At 60.9% G+C, this 17,060-nt stretch carries 16 protein-coding genes; 6 read left to right on the top strand and 10 right to left on the bottom strand.

Annotated elements, in window-relative coordinates; all coding sequences use genetic code 11:
- The 3 genes from MOV76_RS32770 to gcvP form a co-directional block, all read left to right on the top strand.
- Positions 1-260: glycine cleavage T C-terminal barrel domain-containing protein (locus MOV76_RS32770; RefSeq protein ID WP_309506690.1), on the top strand; the 260-nt coding region annotated here is incomplete at its 5' end.
- A gap of 23 nt (positions 261-283) precedes the next feature.
- Positions 284-646, top strand: coding sequence for a glycine cleavage system protein GcvH (gene gcvH, locus MOV76_RS32765; RefSeq protein WP_017994172.1), 363 nt, complete (start codon positions 284-286; stop codon positions 644-646).
- Positions 646-3,510: an aminomethyl-transferring glycine dehydrogenase gene (gene gcvP, locus MOV76_RS32760; RefSeq protein ID WP_018242158.1), complete on the top strand. Its 2,865-nt coding sequence runs from the start codon at positions 646-648 to the stop codon at positions 3,508-3,510. Before gcvH ends, gcvP begins: the two co-directional genes overlap by 1 nt.
- A gap of 290 nt (positions 3,511-3,800) precedes the next feature.
- Here the strand turns inward: gcvP and MOV76_RS32755 are convergent, their stop codons facing one another.
- Complete coding sequence (locus MOV76_RS32755; RefSeq protein WP_247266076.1) at positions 3,801-4,769, bottom strand: SDR family NAD(P)-dependent oxidoreductase; 969 nt, start codon at positions 4,767-4,769, stop codon at positions 3,801-3,803.
- A gap of 95 nt (positions 4,770-4,864) precedes the next feature.
- On the opposite strand from MOV76_RS32755, the gene MOV76_RS32750 reads away from it, so the two are divergent.
- The gene (locus MOV76_RS32750; RefSeq protein WP_018242160.1) at positions 4,865-5,488 is read left to right on the top strand and encodes a TetR/AcrR family transcriptional regulator; all 624 of its coding nucleotides are present in this window, start codon (positions 4,865-4,867) and stop codon (positions 5,486-5,488) included.
- Between the two features lie 398 nt (positions 5,489-5,886).
- On the top strand, positions 5,887-6,933 hold the full coding sequence (locus tag MOV76_RS32745) for a GH25 family lysozyme (RefSeq protein ID WP_018445230.1): 1,047 nt from the start codon (positions 5,887-5,889) through the stop codon (positions 6,931-6,933).
- Positions 6,934-6,966: 33 nt separating this feature from the next.
- On the opposite strand, the gene MOV76_RS32740 is transcribed toward MOV76_RS32745, so the two are convergent.
- Positions 6,967-9,252, bottom strand: coding sequence for an FdhF/YdeP family oxidoreductase (locus tag MOV76_RS32740; protein WP_247266075.1), 2,286 nt, complete (start codon positions 9,250-9,252; stop codon positions 6,967-6,969).
- A 686-nt stretch (positions 9,253-9,938) separates the two neighbouring features.
- Between MOV76_RS32740 and MOV76_RS32735 the strand changes: the two genes are divergently transcribed.
- Entirely contained in the window at positions 9,939-10,244 is a 306-nt protein-coding gene (locus MOV76_RS32735) for a flagellar basal body rod protein FlgC (protein WP_028733774.1), read from the top strand.
- Between the two features lie 66 nt (positions 10,245-10,310).
- Here the strand turns inward: MOV76_RS32735 and sufA are convergent, their stop codons facing one another.
- The 8 genes from sufA to MOV76_RS32695 all read right to left on the bottom strand — a co-directional run.
- Complete coding sequence (gene sufA, locus MOV76_RS32730) at positions 10,311-10,703, bottom strand: Fe-S cluster assembly scaffold SufA (protein WP_018072227.1); 393 nt, start codon at positions 10,701-10,703, stop codon at positions 10,311-10,313.
- 93 nt (positions 10,704-10,796) lie between these two features.
- The gene (locus tag MOV76_RS32725) at positions 10,797-11,177 is read right to left on the bottom strand and encodes an SUF system Fe-S cluster assembly protein (protein WP_003559708.1); all 381 of its coding nucleotides are present in this window, start codon (positions 11,175-11,177) and stop codon (positions 10,797-10,799) included.
- Positions 11,178-11,189: 12 nt separating this feature from the next.
- Positions 11,190-12,431: a cysteine desulfurase gene (locus MOV76_RS32720; RefSeq protein ID WP_247266074.1), complete on the bottom strand. Its 1,242-nt coding sequence runs from the start codon at positions 12,429-12,431 to the stop codon at positions 11,190-11,192.
- Positions 12,432-12,443: 12 nt separating this feature from the next.
- Positions 12,444-13,718 (bottom strand): Fe-S cluster assembly protein SufD, encoded by a 1,275-nt coding sequence (gene sufD, locus MOV76_RS32715; RefSeq protein WP_247266073.1) that lies wholly within the window; start codon positions 13,716-13,718, stop codon positions 12,444-12,446.
- Between the two features lie 25 nt (positions 13,719-13,743).
- The gene (gene sufC / locus MOV76_RS32710) at positions 13,744-14,499 is read right to left on the bottom strand and encodes a Fe-S cluster assembly ATPase SufC (protein WP_018445225.1); all 756 of its coding nucleotides are present in this window, start codon (positions 14,497-14,499) and stop codon (positions 13,744-13,746) included.
- Positions 14,500-14,600: 101 nt separating this feature from the next.
- The gene (locus MOV76_RS32705) at positions 14,601-14,942 is read right to left on the bottom strand and encodes a GIY-YIG nuclease family protein (protein WP_130652469.1); all 342 of its coding nucleotides are present in this window, start codon (positions 14,940-14,942) and stop codon (positions 14,601-14,603) included.
- Positions 14,943-15,002: 60 nt separating this feature from the next.
- Positions 15,003-16,472, bottom strand: a complete 1,470-nt coding sequence (gene sufB / locus MOV76_RS32700; protein WP_018242169.1) for a Fe-S cluster assembly protein SufB — start codon at positions 16,470-16,472, stop codon at positions 15,003-15,005.
- Between the two features lie 142 nt (positions 16,473-16,614).
- The coding region (locus MOV76_RS32695) for an aminotransferase class V-fold PLP-dependent enzyme (protein ID WP_247266072.1) at positions 16,615-17,060 on the bottom strand (446 nt) is incomplete at its 5' end.

Below are 17,060 nucleotides of genomic sequence, written 5' to 3'. Positions count from 1 at the left end.
GCCGCGTCGGCCTGAAGCCGGAAGGCAAGGCGCCGGTGCGCGGCCATGCCAAGCTCTATGCCGATGCCGAAGGCAAGGTCGAAATCGGCGAGGTCACCTCCGGCGGCTTCGGCCCCAGCGTCGAAGGCCCCGTCGCCATGGGCTACGTGCCGCTCTCCCATGCTGCCGCAGGCACATTGGTCTATGCCGAGGTGCGCGGCAAATATCTGCCGACCACCGTCAGCGCCCTGCCCTTCGTCACACCGACCTACAAACGCTAAACCTTTTCCAGAGAGGACGAACAATGCTGAAATTTACCGAAGAACACGAATGGCTGAAGATCGAAGGCGGCGTTGCGACGGTCGGCATCACCACTTATGCCGTCGATCAGCTCGGCGACCTGGTTTTCGTCGAACTCCCGGAAGTCGGCGCAACCTTCTCCAAGAACGGCAATGCTGCGACCGTTGAATCGGTCAAGGCTGCTTCCGACGTCTATTGTCCGCTTGACGGCGAGATTACCGAGGTCAATCCGGCCATCGTTGCAGATCCGTCGCTGGTCAATTCCGATCCTCAGGGCGCTGGCTGGTTCTTCAAGCTGAAGCTTGCAAATGCTGCCGACGCCGATGGTCTGCTCGACGAAGCGGCCTACAAGGAGCTCACTGCGTAATGACGACGCCGACAGAATTCCAGTTCACCGACTATCAGCCCTACGATTTCGCCAATCGCCGTCATATCGGCCCCTCGCCGGCCGAGATGACCGACATGCTGAAGGTGATCGGCTACAACAGCCTCGACGGCCTGATCGACGCGACGCTGCCGCCCTCGATCCGCCAGAAGGCGCCGCTCGTCTGGGGCGCGCCGATGACCGAGCGCGAGGCGCTCGACAAGCTGCGCGAGACCGCCAACAAGAACAAGGTGCTGGTCTCGCTGATCGGCCAGGGTTATTACGGCACGATCACACCGCCGGTCATCCAGCGTAACATCCTGGAAAACCCGGCCTGGTACACCGCCTATACGCCTTACCAGCCGGAAATCAGCCAGGGCCGCCTGGAAGCGCTCCTGAATTACCAGACGATGATCTGCGACCTCACCGGTCTCGACGTCGCCAACGCCTCGCTGCTCGACGAGGCAACCGCCGCCGCCGAAGGCATGGCGATTGCCGAGCGCGTCGCCAAGTCGAAGGCGAAGGCTTTCTTCGTCGATGCCGACTGCCATCCGCAGACCATCGCCCTCATCCGCACCCGCGCCGAGCCGCTCGGCTGGAGCGTCATCGTCGGCAATCCCTTCACCGATCTCGATCCTGTCGATGTCTTCGGCGCGATCTTCCAGTATCCCGGCACGCACGGTCACGTGCATGATTTTACCGGCCTGATCGCGCGCCTGCACCAGGCGGGCGCCATATCAATCGTCGCCGCCGATATCCTGGCGCTGACATTGTTGAAATCGCCCGGTGAAATGGGTGCCGATATCGCCGTCGGCTCCTCGCAGCGCTTCGGTGTCCCGGTCGGTTACGGCGGCCCGCATGCAGCCTACATGTCGGTCAAGGATGCCATCAAGCGCTCCATGCCCGGCCGCCTCGTCGGCGTCTCCGTCGATGCCCGCGGCAACCGCGCCTATCGCCTGTCGCTGCAGACCCGCGAACAGCATATCCGCCGTGAGAAGGCGACGTCGAACATCTGCACCGCCCAGGTGCTGCTTGCCGTCATGGCCTCGATGTACGCTGTCTTCCACGGCCCGAAGGGCATCAAGGCGATCGCCCAGCAAGTGCACCAGAAAGCCGTGCTGATGGCCAAGGGCCTGGAAAAGCTCGGTTATAAGGTCGAACCCGACACCTTTTTCGACACGATCACCGTCGATGTCGGCCACATGCAAGGCCTCATCCTGCGTGCCGCCGTCGCCGAAGGCGTCAATCTGCGCAAGGTCGGCGAAACCGGGATCGGCATGAGCCTCGACGAACGCACCCGGCCGGCGACGCTCGAAGCCGTTTGGCGCGCCTTTGGTGGCAATTTCACTATCGCCGATTTCGAGCCCTCCTACCGCCTGCCGAAGGGCCTGCTCAGAACCAGCGATTACCTCACCCATCCGATCTTCCACATGAACCGTGCCGAAAGCGAGATGACGCGTTACATCCGCCGGCTGTCCGATCGGGATCTGGCGCTCGACCGCTCGATGATCCCGCTCGGCTCCTGCACGATGAAGCTCAATGCGACGGCGGAAATGCTGCCGATCACCTGGCCGGAGTTTTCCGACATCCATCCCTTCGTGCCGGCCGACCAGGCGCTCGGCTACCGCGAGATGATCGACGACCTGATCGAAAAGCTCTGCGCCGTCACCGGCTACGACGCCTTCTCCATGCAGCCGAATTCCGGCGCGCAGGGCGAATATGCCGGCCTGCTGACGATCCGCAACTATCATATCGCCAATGGCGACGGCCATCGTGACGTCTGCCTGATCCCGACCTCTGCGCATGGCACCAACCCGGCCTCGGCCCAGATGGTCGGCATGAAGGTCGTCGTCGTCAAGGTGCGCGAAAATGGCGATATCGATCTTGACGATTTCCGCGCCAAGGCGGAGCAGCATGCGGCAAACCTCTCCTGCTGCATGATCACCTACCCTTCGACGCATGGCGTCTTCGAGGAGACCGTCAAGGAGATCTGCGATCTGGTGCACGAGCACGGCGGCCAGGTCTATCTCGACGGCGCCAACATGAATGCCATGGTCGGTCTGTCCCGCCCCGGTGACATCGGCTCCGACGTTTCGCATCTCAACCTGCACAAGACCTTCTGCATCCCGCATGGTGGCGGCGGACCCGGCATGGGCCCGATCGGTGTCAAGGCGCATCTGGCTCCCTACCTGCCTGGCCATCCCGAAACCGACGGCCGTTCGGGTGCGGTCTCGGCCGCCGCCTTCGGCTCCGCCTCGATCCTGCCGATCTCCTGGAGCTATTGCCTGATGATGGGCGGCGAAGGCCTGACGCAGGCGACCAAGGTGGCGATCCTCAACGCCAACTATATCGCCACCCGGCTGAAGGGCGCCTATGACGTGCTCTACAAGTCGGCTGCCGGCCGCGTCGCGCATGAATGCATCATCGACACCCGTCCGCTGGTCGACAGCTCGGGCGTTACGGTCGACGACGTCGCCAAGCGCCTGATCGACTGCGGCTTCCACGCGCCGACCATGAGCTGGCCGGTCGCCGGCACGCTGATGATCGAGCCGACGGAAAGCGAGACCAAGGCCGAACTCGACCGCTTCTGCGAGGCGATGCTGGCGATCCGCGAGGAAGCCCGCGCCATCGAGGATGGCCGCATGGACAAGGTGAACAACCCGCTGAAGAACGCCCCGCACACGGTGGAAGACCTCGTCGGCGAATGGGATCGTCCTTACAGCCGAGAACAGGCCTGCTTCCCGCCCGGCGCCTTCCGCGTCGACAAATACTGGTCACCGGTCAACCGCGTCGACAACGTCTATGGCGACCGCAACTTGATCTGCACCTGCCCGCCGGTGGAAAGTTACGCAGAGGCAGCGGAATAGCGGTCGAGGCCGATGCTGTAGCGAAGGGCCGAACAATCCGAGCCCCTTCCATCATGGGAGGGGCTTTTCTAATTCTGATAGAGATGCGCGGTTAACCTTAGCCTCTAACCGTCTCTCGAAGCTCCGTTCGCCTGCGAACGTCATCTCTGGCATAACATGCTACGCCCTGCGTAGCTCAACGTCAGAGCAGCTGTCTGGTTAGCCGCTGATCCAGGTTCAACTCCTCGGCAGGGGCACCAGTTTCCCAGTTCCCCTGCTCTCTATCAGCTCGAAGCGTGCCGGTTTACGGCCTAGAAGCGCTCGCCGACCATATCCTCGCTTTTGGCCCACAATGCCCTGGCCGTCTCGGGATCGAGCGCGTAGGTGCGCACGCCTTCGGAAATCGGGCTGATCTCCGCATCCGTCACTTCGGAGATGTGGCAATTCTCGCAATATTTGCCGCCGACCGCGTCTGCCGGGGCGACGAAACCTGCCCAGACGGAGGTAGCCGCACCCTGAGGAATCGTCTTCCACTGGAAGGATGGCTTGCCCTCGGCGGCGAGTGCTGCGTTGATCTGCGTTATCATGCCTTCAATCATATTAGGGTCGAGATGACGGTCGAGTTCGGTCTGGATGCCGCCGGGATGCAGTGCCGTTGCACGGATGCCGCGCTCCTTGAGGCGCCGGTCGAGTTCCACTGCGAACAGGATATTTGCGGTTTTCGACTGGGCATAGGCCGCCCAGGGCTCATAGGTCTTGCTCTCGAAATTGAGGTCGTCGAGGCTAAAGGGCGCCATGCGATGGGCCGAGGATGCGACGATCACCACTCGGCCGCCCGATTTGATCAGCGGCGCGATGCGGTTGACCAGCACGAAATGACCGAGATGGTTGGTGCCGAACTGCGTTTCGAAGCCATCGGCGGTGCGGCCGAAAGGAGCCGCCATCACGCCGGCATTGGCAATGACGACATCGAAAGGCCGGCCTTCTGCAATGAGCGCATCGGCGCAGGCGCGCACGCTTGCCAGAGAGGCAAGATCAAGCTCGACGATATCCAGGCTGCCGCCATTGGCCGCACCGGCGCGCACGACTTCCGTTGCCGCCCTCGCCTTTGCAAGGTCACGTGCCGTACCCACCACCGGCGCTCCATGGGCTGCCAGCACGCGCGCGGTTACCACGCCGAGGCCGGCCGAAACACCCGTCACCAGAACTCGCTTGCCCTTGAGATCGACGCCGGCGAGCACCTCATCGGTGGTTGATGTCGCGCCAAAAAGTCCACTCATGATTATCTCCTTGATTATGGACGCACCGCTCCGGGCTGGTGGACCATTGCCCGCCGGCCTCAAATGAAATAAAAGGAGGATGCCTCCAGATAAATATGGAGGGTGCCTCCGGTTATCAAGGGGACTTCTCGGAAATGGCTGAAAAAAGTGACGGACCCACCGTCCGAAAGCCGCGTGCGGATGCCGAACGCAATCGTCTTCTGCTGATGGAAACGGCAAAGACCGTCTTTGCCGACAAGGGTTCCAGCGCCAGCCTGGAGGAAATCGCCCGCATCGCGGGCGTCGGCATCGGCACACTCTATCGCCATTTCCCGACGCGCGATGCACTGGTTTCCGCCATCTACCGCAACGAGACGACGCAGCTTGCCGCTGCCGCCAAAAGTCTTGCCGATACACATCCGCCTGTCGAAGCGCTTCGCCTGTGGCTGGTGCAGTTCGTGGATTATGTCGTGACGAAACACGGCATGTCCGAGGTGCTGGATTCTTTGGTCGGCGGCACCTCCGAGCTCTATGCCGATTCTGCCGATTTGATCATAGGTGCCGTCAATCTGCTGGTGGATCGCGCAGTCGCCACCGGTGAAATCCGTCTGGCGATGGACCCACTCGATATCCTGCGCGCCCTGGCGGGCGGCGCGAGCATCAGCTGTGGCCCCGCCTGGCGGGATGCGGCAAGGCAACTCATCGATATTCTGATAGCGGGCATGAAAGCCAGTCGCTGAGGCTGTCGTACCATCCGGCACGGCCGTCTCAGATGGAGTTGCGCAAGAATGGCAACATCGACATGGAGGATCTCCGCGAAGCTGGAAGAACCTCGTCGGCGATTGGGATCGCCCCCATAGCCGCGAACAGGCCTGCTTCTCGCCCGGCGGCTTCCGCGTCGACAACGTCTACGACGACCGCAACCTGATCTGCAGCTGCCCGCTGGTGGAAATCTACGTCGAGGCGGCCGAATAGCAGCGTTAGCCAAAGCTCCTCCCACGGGTTGGGAGGGGCTTCATGCTTTTGGCGCTCAAGGATCAAATTTAACCTTTCTTAGCAAGTCTCTGTTAGCAATTCATAAAGGCGGCTTCCATCAACATGGATCATCGTCGGTCCCTTGTTTTGCGTGCAGGTTCTTATGCGTCCATCGGCTGTGCCAGCAATCCTCCTCGCCGCCTTGATCCTGTCGGGATGCGCCGCAAGTTCTGGCGCCGAAGATGTGCTCACCCCCGTACCGTCGCGGGAAACGACCAACGCCATCACCCAGCCGAGCGGCCCGATACCGGCTGCCGCCGTGGGCGATCCTGCGCCCCAGGCAAGCCCGCCGCCGCAGGCGTTGAGCTGGACAGGAGAGGTTCCAGAGCCGCAGGCGCTCGTGCCCGCAGACAGGCCGGTCGGCATGCCGATGCCGATGGAAAAGCCGGTCGCCCTGCTGATGCCGACCAATCCCGCCGGCAATACAATGCCCGATGTCGGCACGAGGTCGCCGACCCGCGGGCAAATTTACGGCCACCGGTTCCGCGATGCCAAGCCGATCAACTTCGGCTCCACCTCGCCGAGAAAGCTAGCCGTCCACGGTGTCGACGTGTCGCGCTGGCAGGGCGAGATCGATTGGGAGACCTTGCGGCGACAAGGCGCGAACTTCGTCTACATCAAGGCCACCGACGGCGGCGATCACCTCGATCCGATGTTCAAGAAAAACTGGCGCCGGGCCAAGGAAGCCGGCCTGAAACACGGCGCCTATCACTTCTTCTACTGGTGCCGGACAGCCGGCGAACAGGCCGACTGGTTCATCCGCAACGTGCCGAGGGAAGCCAACGCTCTTCCACCCGTCATCGACGTTGAATGGAACGGCGAATCGAGCTGCAAGAGGCGCATCTCGCCTGCACGTGTCCGGGAAAAGATGCAGGTCTTCATGGACAAGCTGGAGCGCTATTACGGCCAACGCCCGATCATCTACACGGCGCCGGACTTCTACCGCGACAATTTGAAGGGTCAACTGCTCGACTATCCCTTCTGGCTGCGCTCGGTCGCCGCTCATCCCTCCAAGGTTTATCCGGGCCGCAAGTGGCTCTTCTGGCAGTATTCCGGCTCCGGCCTTTCCGATGGCGTCGACGGCAAGATCGATCTCAACGTGTTCAACGGCAACGAAAGCGACTGGCACGACTGGGTGGCGTCGCGGTAGCCGAGCCCGCCAGGCCAGTCCGCTTGCCTGACCTCACGCGGACTTCTGCACCTTTACCGGCACGCCCTTGTAGGCAGGCGTTCCCGATCTCCGGTCGTAATCACCAAGCGCGATGACCCTGTTCATCTCGGGATAATATCCGGCGATGGAGCCAACAGGGATGTCATAGGCCACTGCGGTGAAGCCATTGACCACCCTGCTGCCGGTTTCAGCGACCGACTCGATATCGACCTTGTCGCCGTCGGCGAGGCCGCGTGCGGAGAGATCCCCGCTGTTCATGAAGATCACGTCACGGCGGCCGAAGACACCTCGATAGCGGTCGTCAAGGCTGTAGATTGTCGTGTTGTATTGGTCGTGACTGCGAAGCGTCGTCAAAACCAGTGTGTCTGCGTCTGCAAGGCGCGGATCTTCCTCCAGTCCTGGCGCGATGAGGAACTGCGCTTTTCCTGAGGGCGTGCGCCATTGCCGATCGGAGGCGGCCACCGTCAGCCGGAAGCCGCCGGGTTTCCTGACCCTTGTGTTGAAATCATGGAAATCGGGAAAGACCACCTCGATCTTTTGCCGAATGCGGTTGTAGTCAGCGACCATCCCGTCCCAGTCGATATCGTATTTGGCGCCGAGCGTTGCCTTGGCGATGCCGGCGATAATGGCTGGTTCGGACCTTAGTTCGTCGCCGGGCGGCTTCAGAAAGCCGCGTGAGGCGTGCACCATCGACATGGAATCCTCGACGGTCACCGATTGTGGTCCCGTCTTCTGAATGTCTTGATCGGTACGACCGAGAACAGGAAGGATGATGGAGTTTCGGGCGATCAGCAGATGCGAGCGATTGGGTTTTGTCGCGAGATGGACCGCAAGGTCGAGCTTGCGCATACCTTCGAACGTCGCTTCCGGATCGGATATGGCGACGGCGAGATTGCCGCCGAGACAGATAAGCGCCTTCGACCGGCCTTCGATGATCGCCTCGATGGCCTCGATGGCATTATGGCCTTTCTCCTCGGGCGGGCGGAAACTGAAGGCCTTCTCCATACCATCGAGAAGCGCCTTGTTGGGGATCTCGGTGATCCCGACGGTCCGGTCACCTTGAACGTTCGAATGCCCCCGCAGCGGGCAGATACCAGCACCCCGGCGGCCGATATTTCCCCGCAACATCAGGAAATTGGCAAGCTGCTGGACATTGGCAGTGCCGTGGCTGTGCTGGGTGATGCCCATGCCATAGCAGAGGATGACATTGCGGGCGTTGAGATAGACATCAACGGCGCTATCGAGCGCTTCGAGCGTCAATCCTGATCTCTTCAGGATCGACGCCCATTCCGTCTTTGCAATATCGGCCTTGACAGCCTCCAGTCCGATCGTGTGGGCTTCGATGAATTCCCGGTCGAGAAAGCCTTTGCCGCCTGCCGCGATATCGGCATCGTCGCGCTCGAATATCCGCTTCATCAGACCCTTGAGGGCAGCGAGATCCCCGCCGGTGCGCAACTGATGATAAGCCGATGCGATCGGCGTCGAAGACATCGTCGCCATTTCCACCGGGTTCTGCGGTGCCGCAAATTTCTCGAGTGCGCGTTCTTTCAGGGGATTGAAGACCACGATCGGGACGCCGCGCCTCGCGGCATCATGCAGAGTGGTCATCATCCGCGGATGGTTGGTGCCAGGATTGTGGCCGAAGCTGAAGATCGCATCGGCATGATCGAAATCTTCGAGGGTCACCGTGCCCTTCCCGACCCCGATCGAGTGTGGCAGGCCGACGCTGGTTGCCTCATGGCACATGTTCGAACAGTCGGGAAAATTGTTGGTACCGTAGGCCCTGACGAAAAGCTGGAACAGGAATGCCGCCTCGTTCGAGGCGCGTCCCGATGTGTAGAATTCAGCCATGTCAGGATCGGGCAGTTTGCGCAGTTCCGCGCCGATCAGCGTGAAGGCTTCCTCCCAGCCGATCGGCAGGTAACGGTCGCTGGCGTGATCATAGACCAGCGGGTGCGTCAGGCGGCCCTGGTCTTCCAGCTGATGGTCGTTCCATTGCCACAGTTCGGCGACCGTATGCGCCGCGAAAAAGTCGGGCCCGGCACGTTTCGCCGTGGATTCCCAGGTGATCGCCTTGGCGCCATTTTCACAGAACTCGAACGAACTCGTATGTTTGGGATCGGGCCAAGCGCAGCCCGGACAATCGAAGCCCTCGGGCTGATTGGCTTTCAGCAGCGTCGCAGCCCCCTGCGCAATGACCTGCTGGCGCGCAAGGGTTTCGGCAACGGCTTTGAGTGCACCCCAGCCGCCGGCGGGGGCCGTGTATTTCTCGATGCCTTTCGGCCGCTTCTTGGTCATCACCTGCTCCACAAATCCGCCGAGGGTCAGCGCCTATTATCAATGCAAAGGGATGCCATGCGATAGATGGCGCGGACATCCTCTTAAAAAAGATCGGACCGCTCCGAGGGGGCGGAGCGGTCCTGGCGGATCATCGGATCCACGAGACTTCGGCGCGGGAGGGGACATGCCGATGTCTATCGGCACATTCGCGGTGCCGGTCTCCACATGGAAGTCACTTCCGAGAGACACTCAGACCTTACCGTCCCGATAGCAGGCGACGAAACTATACATAGGTATTGGGGATGATCTTGTTGATCCTGTCCCAACCTCGTCATGCCCGTTGAAACCTAGACAGAAGTATAGGCCCAGCTACACCAGCATTGAATGTCCTGCATTTCAAACCTGCTCGACGATTCTTTCAAGGCCAGCGAACAGGAACTCAAAACTGACAGCCGCGCAACCAGATCGCCCCATTCCGAAATCCGTTCATTCCAGCCAAGGAGAATAGCCATGGACCATATCGAACTTGAAAATCGTCGCAAAGGCGCTCCACTGCCGCCTATCCTGGATATAGTCCCGTGCCGATCCTGAACAGAGGCGACGGCACAAGGCCCTGACCTAAGGCTTTTGCTAACGCAAAGCCTTCAGCATTTCCTAAACCCTCGCAGCTAGAAGGTTACCATCCAGTTCTGGGGAAACGGCTGATGAGCATATCGGGTATTACGAGCATTGCTCTTTCGGGAATGCGGGCGCAGACCACACGTGTCGGCGCAATTGCCAACAACATCGCAAACAGCAGCACCCCGGGCTATACAAGGCTGAACACCAGCCTCACCTCCGTTGTATCAGGCGGCGTCCAGGCCCTCGTCGACCCGACGGCATCCGATGTCGATCCGGCCACTGAACTGACCGATCTGACCGAAGCCGAGCAGAGCTACAAGGCGAACGCCGTGGTCTTCGAGACCGGCGCTGACATGTGGGAAATGCTGATGAGCATCAAGCGCGACTGAGCACGCCCGAATTTCATCGAGAATTGGCTGCCTGAGAATTTCCCGCCAGCCTGAAAGTCGCGGCTATCAGGAATGCGCCGGCTCACCCTGGCGCTGGGCAGCAAGGGCCGCGAGATCGGCGGGCTTCAGCTCGACGGATTCGCCGCAGCCGCAGGCCGACGTCTGGTTCGGATTGGTGAAGGTGAAGCCGGAGCGCAACGTCGTCGTCTCAAAGCCCATTTCGGTGCCGAGCAGATAGAGGGCTGCCGACGGCTCGACCCAGACTTTGGCACCATCGCGCTCGATCAGATCGTCCTTGGCATTGGGCTCGGTCACAAGGTCGATGGTATATTCCATCCCGGCGCAGCCGCCCTTCTTGATGCCGACGCGCACGCCCTTGGCATCAGGCCCAGAATTCTCGACGATCGCTTTGACGCGAGCCGCAGCCCCGTCCGTCATGCTCATGATTGCAAAGCCCATCGGCTCATTCTCCTTCCGCAACCGGGGTCAAGATCCGGCGCATCGTGACTCAAATGTAGTACCCTGAGGTAAACGGATCAATACCGCGGGATCTCAGTACCAGCCGACGGCGACTTGCGCCTCTTCGGACATGCGATCCGGCGTCCACGGCGGATCGAAGGTCATGGCCACCTCGACGCCTGATACGCCTTCGACGGCGCCGACGGCGTTTTCGACCCAGCCTGGCATCTCGCCGGCAACCGGGCAGCCCGGGGCGGTCAGCGTCATCATGATCTTCACCATCCGGTCGTCCTCGATGTCGATCTTGTAGATCAGACCAAGTTCGAAGATGTCGGCTGGAATTTCCGGATCGTAGACGGTCTTCAGCGCGCTGATGACGTCGTCGCTCAGCCGCGCCAGCTCATCGGCCGGAATGCTGGAATGCACGATGCCTTCGCGCACGTCGATCTTCTGTTCGCTTTCGTCCAGGCTCATCAGGGACACTCCTCAAGCAAAGAACTTGCGCGCATATTCAAGCGCATCGGCCAGGGCATCGACCTCGGCGCGGGTATTGTACATGCCGAAGGATGCACGGCATGTGGATGTGACGCCGAAGCGTTTCAAGAGCGGCATGGCGCAATGCGTGCCGGCCCTGACCGCAACACCCTGCCGGTCGATCACCATCGAGACGTCGTGGGCATGGATGCCGGCAAGCTCGAAGGAGAAGATACTCCCCTTGTCGCGCGCCGTCCCGAAGACCCGCAGCGAATTGACCGATTTCAGCCGCTCGACCGCATAGGCAGAAAGATCGGCCTCGTGGCGCGAAATCGCCTCGCGTCCGACCTTCTCCATATAGTCGAGTGCATAACCGAGCCCGACCGCCTGCACGATCGGCGGGGTGCCGGCCTCAAAACGATGCGGCGGGTCGTTATAGGTCACCATATCCTCGGCAACTTCGAAGATCATCTCGCCGCCGCCCTGGAACGGCCGCATCTCGAAAAGCCGCTCCTTCTTGCCGTAGAGCACGCCGATGCCGGACGGGCCGTAGAGCTTGTGACCGGTCATGACGTACCAGTCGCAATCGATATCCTGCACATCGACCGGCAGATGCACGGCGCCCTGGCTGCCGTCGATCAGCACCGGGATGCCGCGCTCATGCGCGATCCGGCAGACCTCCTTGACGGGAACGATAGTGCCGAGCGCATTCGACATATGGGTGATGGCGACGAGCTTGGTGCGCTCCGTCAGGCTTTTCTCGAAATCTTCGATATGGAAGGCGCCCTCGTCGTCGACGGGCACCCAGACAAGCTTGGCGCCCTGCCGCTCGCGGATGAAGTGCCAGGGCACGATATTGGAATGGTGCTCCATGATCGTCAGGACGATCTCGTCGCCTTCGCCAATTCTAGGCATGCCCCAGCCATAGGCGACGGTGTTGATCGCTTCCGTCGAATTCTTGGTGAAAACGATGTCGTTGACCGAAGGTGCATTAAGGAAGCGGCGCACCTTCTCGCGCGCTGCCTCATAGGCGTCCGTGGCCGCATTCGAAAGATAGTGCAGGCCGCGATGCACATTGGCATATTCATGGCTATAGGCATGCGAGATGGCGTCGATCACCACCTGCGGCTTCTGCGCCGAGGCACCGTTGTCGAGATAGACCAGCGGCTTGCCGTGCACCTTCTCCGCCAGGATCGGAAAATCCCGACGGATGGCTTCGACGTCGTATTGGGTGGCCGGCACTATCTTGTCCATTGATATATCCGATCAGGCGTGCTTTTCGAGCCAGGCCGAAATCACGCCTTCCAGCGCCTCGACCAGGGCCTCGTCTTCCAGTTCCTCGACGATCTCTGCGACGAAGGCGTTGACGAGCATCGCCCGCGCCTTGTTCTCCGGAATGCCGCGCGCCATCATGTAATAGAGGTGATTGGCGTCGATATCGGTCACCGTCGCGCCGTGGCCGCACTGCACGTCGTCGGCGAAGATTTCAAGCTCGGGCTTGACCGAGAATTCGGCATCGTCGGACATCAACAGCGTGTTGCAGGCCATCTTGGCATCGGTCTTCTGCGCATCGGGCGCGACCCGGATCATGCCCTGGAAGACGCCCTTGGCGCGGTCGAAGACGACGTTGCGGATCACTTCGGTCGAGCCGGTGTTCGGCACGTCGTGGCCGAGCACCATCGTCACGTCGGTATGGCTGTCGCCGCCGAGCAGGTTGATGCCGCGCAACGTCAGATCGGCGCCCTCGCCCGTCACCTTGATGTTAAGCTCCTGGCGCACCAGCCTGCCGCCGGCATTGATGACGAAAAGCCGGAGCTTGGCGTCAGCGCCGAGATCAATGCGGATCTGCCCGAGATGCGTATCGTCGGGCCCCTGCTGCTGCAGGATGATCCAGGTCAGTTCCGTGCCTTCGCCGACCGTGATGTCGCTGACGTGGGACACAAGAGCCGCATCACCGGTCACCGTGAGGTGACGCTCGATGACGGTCGCCTTGACACCGGCGCCGAAGGCCACGGGAAGGCGCGTATGTGCCTGCCCACCCGCATGGATGAACTGGATTTCAAGAGGGTTTTCAAGCTCGGCATCGGCAGGCACGTCGATGACATAGCCGTCGCGCACGAAGCTGCTATTGATGCGGCCGACGGCGTCGTCGCTGCCGAGCGCATCGAGCCCGCCTGCGGCAGAGCCGTCAAGCAGACGTTCAAAATAGGCCGAAACGCCAAGACCGTCGGCCGTAGCCTTCTGGTTGGAATGGCCCTGGATCACCGCCAGCACCGTGGCATCAGCAACGAGCGGCTCCAACGCCTCCGAGCCGGCATCGCCTGCCTGCGGCGGAACGGTGCGCAGCAGATTCTTGAGGTCGGTATAATGCCAGGCCTCGATGCGGCGCGTCGGCAGGCCGGCCTTCTTCAGGTCGTCGAGAAGCCGGTCGCGCAGGGCCGTCACCGCACCATTGCCCGGCAGCTCGCCGATCTGCTGGTTGAAGGCCTCGATCAACGCCGTCTCGGCCGCAGTCAGGCGGCTCGTCGTCTGCATGTTCATGGACGTCGTCCTTTCCACCCGAAACTCAGGCCGCCGTGCCGATAATGTCGGCATAGCCGTTGGCTTCCAGCTCATGCGCCAGCGTCTTGTCGCCCGACTTGATCACCTGGCCCTTGTAGAGCACGTGGACGGTATCCGGCACGATATAGTCGAGCAGGCGCTGGTAATGGGTGATAACCACAACCGCGCGGTCCGGCGAACGCAGCGCATTGACGCCGTCGGCGACGATCTTCAGCGCGTCGATGTCGAGGCCGGAGTCGGTTTCGTCAAGCACGCAGAGCTTCGGTTCGAGCAGCGCCATCTGCAGGATTTCCGCGCGCTTCTTCTCGCCGCCGGAAAAGCCGACATTCAGCGGCCGCTTCAGCATCTCGGTATTGATCTGCAACTTGCCGGCAGCATCCTTGACCCGGCGCATGAAATCCGGCGTCGTCAATTCGTCTTCGCCGCGCGCCTTGCGCTGCTCGTTCATCGCCACTTTCAGGAACTGCATGGTGGCAACACCGGGGATTTCGACCGGATATTGGAAGGCGAGGAAGATGCCCTTGGCCGCACGCTCGGCCGGATCGAGCTCGAGGATGCTCTCGCCATTATAGAGAATGTCGCCCTCGGTGACTTCGTAATCGCTGCGGCCGGAGAGCACATAGGAGAGCGTCGACTTGCCGGAGCCGTTCGGCCCCATGATGGCGGCAACTTCGCCGGCCTTCACCGTCAGGTTCAGGCCACGGATGATCTCGGTGCCGTCCTCGGCGATGCGGGCATGGAGGTTTCTGATTTCAAGCATTTCGTTCTTCCTGTCCATAAGGCGGGTCCAAGTGCCGCCTGATTGACCGTGCTCATCGGTCTCGATCGTCATCCTCGGGCTTGTCCCGAGGATCTAAGCCTTCAATTGTAATCGCTCCACTCCCGCGTATTCGGATGCGGTCGATAGATATTCTCGATTTCATCGATCCGCTCGTAAAGGTCGATCCAGGTCGGATTGATGCCCTCTATAAGCTTGATTTTCCATTCACGCAGGTAGCGTTTCAAAGACTTCTCTCGTCGGATCGCCAACACGATGTTCGGGTGGTTCTCAAACCAGACAAGATTCTTCGCTCTGTATTTCTGCGTAAAGCCCTTCTGGATCTCGTTGCGGTGTTCCCATATGCGTCCGTGCAAATCACTCGTGACGCCGGTGTAGATCACGCCTCGCGGTTTGTCGGACATCATGTAGACGAAACCACTCATCCTTTGTTCTCTGGCCGCTGCAGATCCTCGGGACAAGCCCGAGGATGACGGAAACCGTGGTTACCCCACCGAACCCTCGAGCGAGATGCTGATCAGCTTCTGCGCCTCGACGGCGAATTCCATCGGCAGTTCCTGCAGGACTTCCTTGACGAAGCCGTTGACGATCAGTGCGATCGCCGCTTCGGTCGGGATGCCGCGCTGCAGGCAGTAGAACAGCTGGTCCTCGGAGATCTTCGAAGTCGTCGCTTCATGCTCGAACTGCGCCGTCGAATTCTTCGCCTCGATGTAGGGCACGGTATGGGCGCCGCACTTGTCACCGATCAAAAGCGAATCGCACTGGGTGAAGTTGCGCGCATTCGACGCCTTGCGGTGAGCCGAGACCTGGCCGCGATAGGTGTTGTTGGAAACGCCGGCGGCGATACCCTTGGAGACGATGCGGCTCGACGTGTTCTTGCCGAGATGGATCATCTTGGTGCCGCTGTCGATCTGCTGATGGCCATTCGAAACGGCGATCGAGTAGAATTCGCCGCGGCTGTCGTCGCCGCGCAGGATGCAGGACGGATACTTCCAGGTGATCGCCGAGCCGGTTTCGACCTGCGTCCAGGAGATCTTCGAACGGTCGCCGCGGCAATCGCCGCGCTTGGTGACGAAATTGTAGATGCCGCCCTTGCCGTTCTTGTCGCCCGGATACCAGTTCTGCACCGTCGAATATTTGATCTCGGCGTCATCGAGCGCAACCAGCTCGACCACGGCGGCATGCAATTGGTTTTCATCGCGCTGCGGCGCCGTGCAGCCTTCGAGATAGGAGACGTAGGCGCCCTCTTCCGCAATGATCAGCGTGCGCTCGAACTGGCCGGTGCCCTTCTCATTGATGCGGAAATAGGTGGACAGCTCCATCGGGCAACGAACGCCCTTCGGCACGAAGACGAAGGAGCCGTCGGTAAAGACCGCCGAATTCAGGGTCGCGTAATAATTGTCCGAGGTCGGCACGACCGAGCCGAGATATTTCCGGACGAGATCGGGATATTCGCGGATGGCTTCCGAGATCGACATGAAGATCACGCCGGCCTTCTTCAGCTCTGCCTTGAACGTGGTGACGACCGAGACGCTGTCGAAAACGGCGTCGACGGCGATCTTCGGCTTCTCGACGCCGGCAAGAATCTCCTGTTCACGCAGCGGAATGCCGAGCTTCTCATAGACCTTCAACAGCTCCGGATCGACCTCGTCGAGCGACTTCGGACCCGGCGTGCTTTTCGGCGCGGCGTAATAATAGATGTCGTTGAAATCGATCTTCGGATAGTTGACGCGCGCCCAGGTCGGCTCTTCCAGCGTCAGCCAGCGACGATAGGCCTCGAGACGCCATTCCAGCATCCACTCCGGCTCCTGCTTCTTGGCCGAAATGAAACGAATGATGTCCTCGGACAGGCCTTTTGGCGCCTTATCCATCTCGATGACGGTCTCGAAACCGTATTTGTACTGGTCCACATCGATCAGGCGGACCTGGTCGATTGTTTCCTGCACGGCAGCCATCTCATTCTCCAATCTCGCCGGATACAAGGTCCGGCAGCTTGTAGCGTTTGGGCAATTGTCTTGCCCTTTATGTAAGAGGCCAAAAGGGACTTTTCAGCCCGATTGGCAAGCAGAAATTTGCGTTTCCGCAAGTTTTGACGGGTCAAGCCGCCTCGCCCGCCGACCTCCGCCGACAGGCAATCTTCGCGAAAGCCGCAATCGCCCTGTCGACATCGTCTTCCGTCGTCGAAAAGCCGAGCGAGATGCGTAGCGCTCCGAGCTTGGCGTCACGTCCCATTGCCGTCAGCACGTGGCTTTCCCCGAGCCGACCGGATGAGCAGGCCGAACCTGCGGAAAGGGCAACGCCTTCGAGATCGAAGGCGATCTGCCCGGTCTCAGCCTTCAGCCCCGGCAGGGTGAAGAAGATCGTATTGGCGACGCGCTCGCCGCCCTCGCCGTGGATCATCACATCGGATGCCGCCTCACGCATGCCGGCTTCCAGCCGCTCGCGCAGCGCGCCGATCGTCGCATTGCGCGCCTCGAGTTCGTCGGACGCAGCTTCTGCCGCCGCGCCGAAGCCGATCAGCGCCAGAGAATTCTGTGTCCCTG

Origin of the sequence: Rhizobium sp. PRIMUS64, from assembly GCF_023006465.1 — a bacterium.
GTDB lineage: Bacteria > Pseudomonadota > Alphaproteobacteria > Rhizobiales > Rhizobiaceae > Rhizobium > Rhizobium leguminosarum.
The sequence above is the reverse complement of the archived record's forward strand: the minus strand, read 5'-3'. Positions and strand labels throughout refer to the sequence as shown.

Coding starts and splice junctions, on each gene's coding strand:
- gcvH (WP_017994172.1), top strand. CDS start 284: ATGCTGAAATTTACCGAAGAACACGAATGGCTGAAGATCGAAGGCGGC.
- gcvP (WP_018242158.1), top strand. CDS start 646: ATGACGACGCCGACAGAATTCCAGTTCACCGACTATCAGCCCTACGAT.
- MOV76_RS32755 (WP_247266076.1), bottom strand. CDS start 4,769: ATGAGTGGACTTTTTGGCGCGACATCAACCACCGATGAGGTGCTCGCC.
- MOV76_RS32750 (WP_018242160.1), top strand. CDS start 4,865: ATGGAGGGTGCCTCCGGTTATCAAGGGGACTTCTCGGAAATGGCTGAA.
- MOV76_RS32745 (WP_018445230.1), top strand. CDS start 5,887: ATGCGTCCATCGGCTGTGCCAGCAATCCTCCTCGCCGCCTTGATCCTG.
- MOV76_RS32740 (WP_247266075.1), bottom strand. CDS start 9,252: ATGACCAAGAAGCGGCCGAAAGGCATCGAGAAATACACGGCCCCCGCC.
- MOV76_RS32735 (WP_028733774.1), top strand. CDS start 9,939: ATGAGCATATCGGGTATTACGAGCATTGCTCTTTCGGGAATGCGGGCG.
- sufA (WP_018072227.1), bottom strand. CDS start 10,703: ATGGGCTTTGCAATCATGAGCATGACGGACGGGGCTGCGGCTCGCGTC.
- MOV76_RS32725 (WP_003559708.1), bottom strand. CDS start 11,177: ATGAGCCTGGACGAAAGCGAACAGAAGATCGACGTGCGCGAAGGCATC.
- MOV76_RS32720 (WP_247266074.1), bottom strand. CDS start 12,431: ATGGACAAGATAGTGCCGGCCACCCAATACGACGTCGAAGCCATCCGT.
- sufD (WP_247266073.1), bottom strand. CDS start 13,718: ATGAACATGCAGACGACGAGCCGCCTGACTGCGGCCGAGACGGCGTTG.
- sufC (WP_018445225.1), bottom strand. CDS start 14,499: ATGCTTGAAATCAGAAACCTCCATGCCCGCATCGCCGAGGACGGCACC.
- MOV76_RS32705 (WP_130652469.1), bottom strand. CDS start 14,942: ATGAGTGGTTTCGTCTACATGATGTCCGACAAACCGCGAGGCGTGATC.
- sufB (WP_018242169.1), bottom strand. CDS start 16,472: ATGGCTGCCGTGCAGGAAACAATCGACCAGGTCCGCCTGATCGATGTG.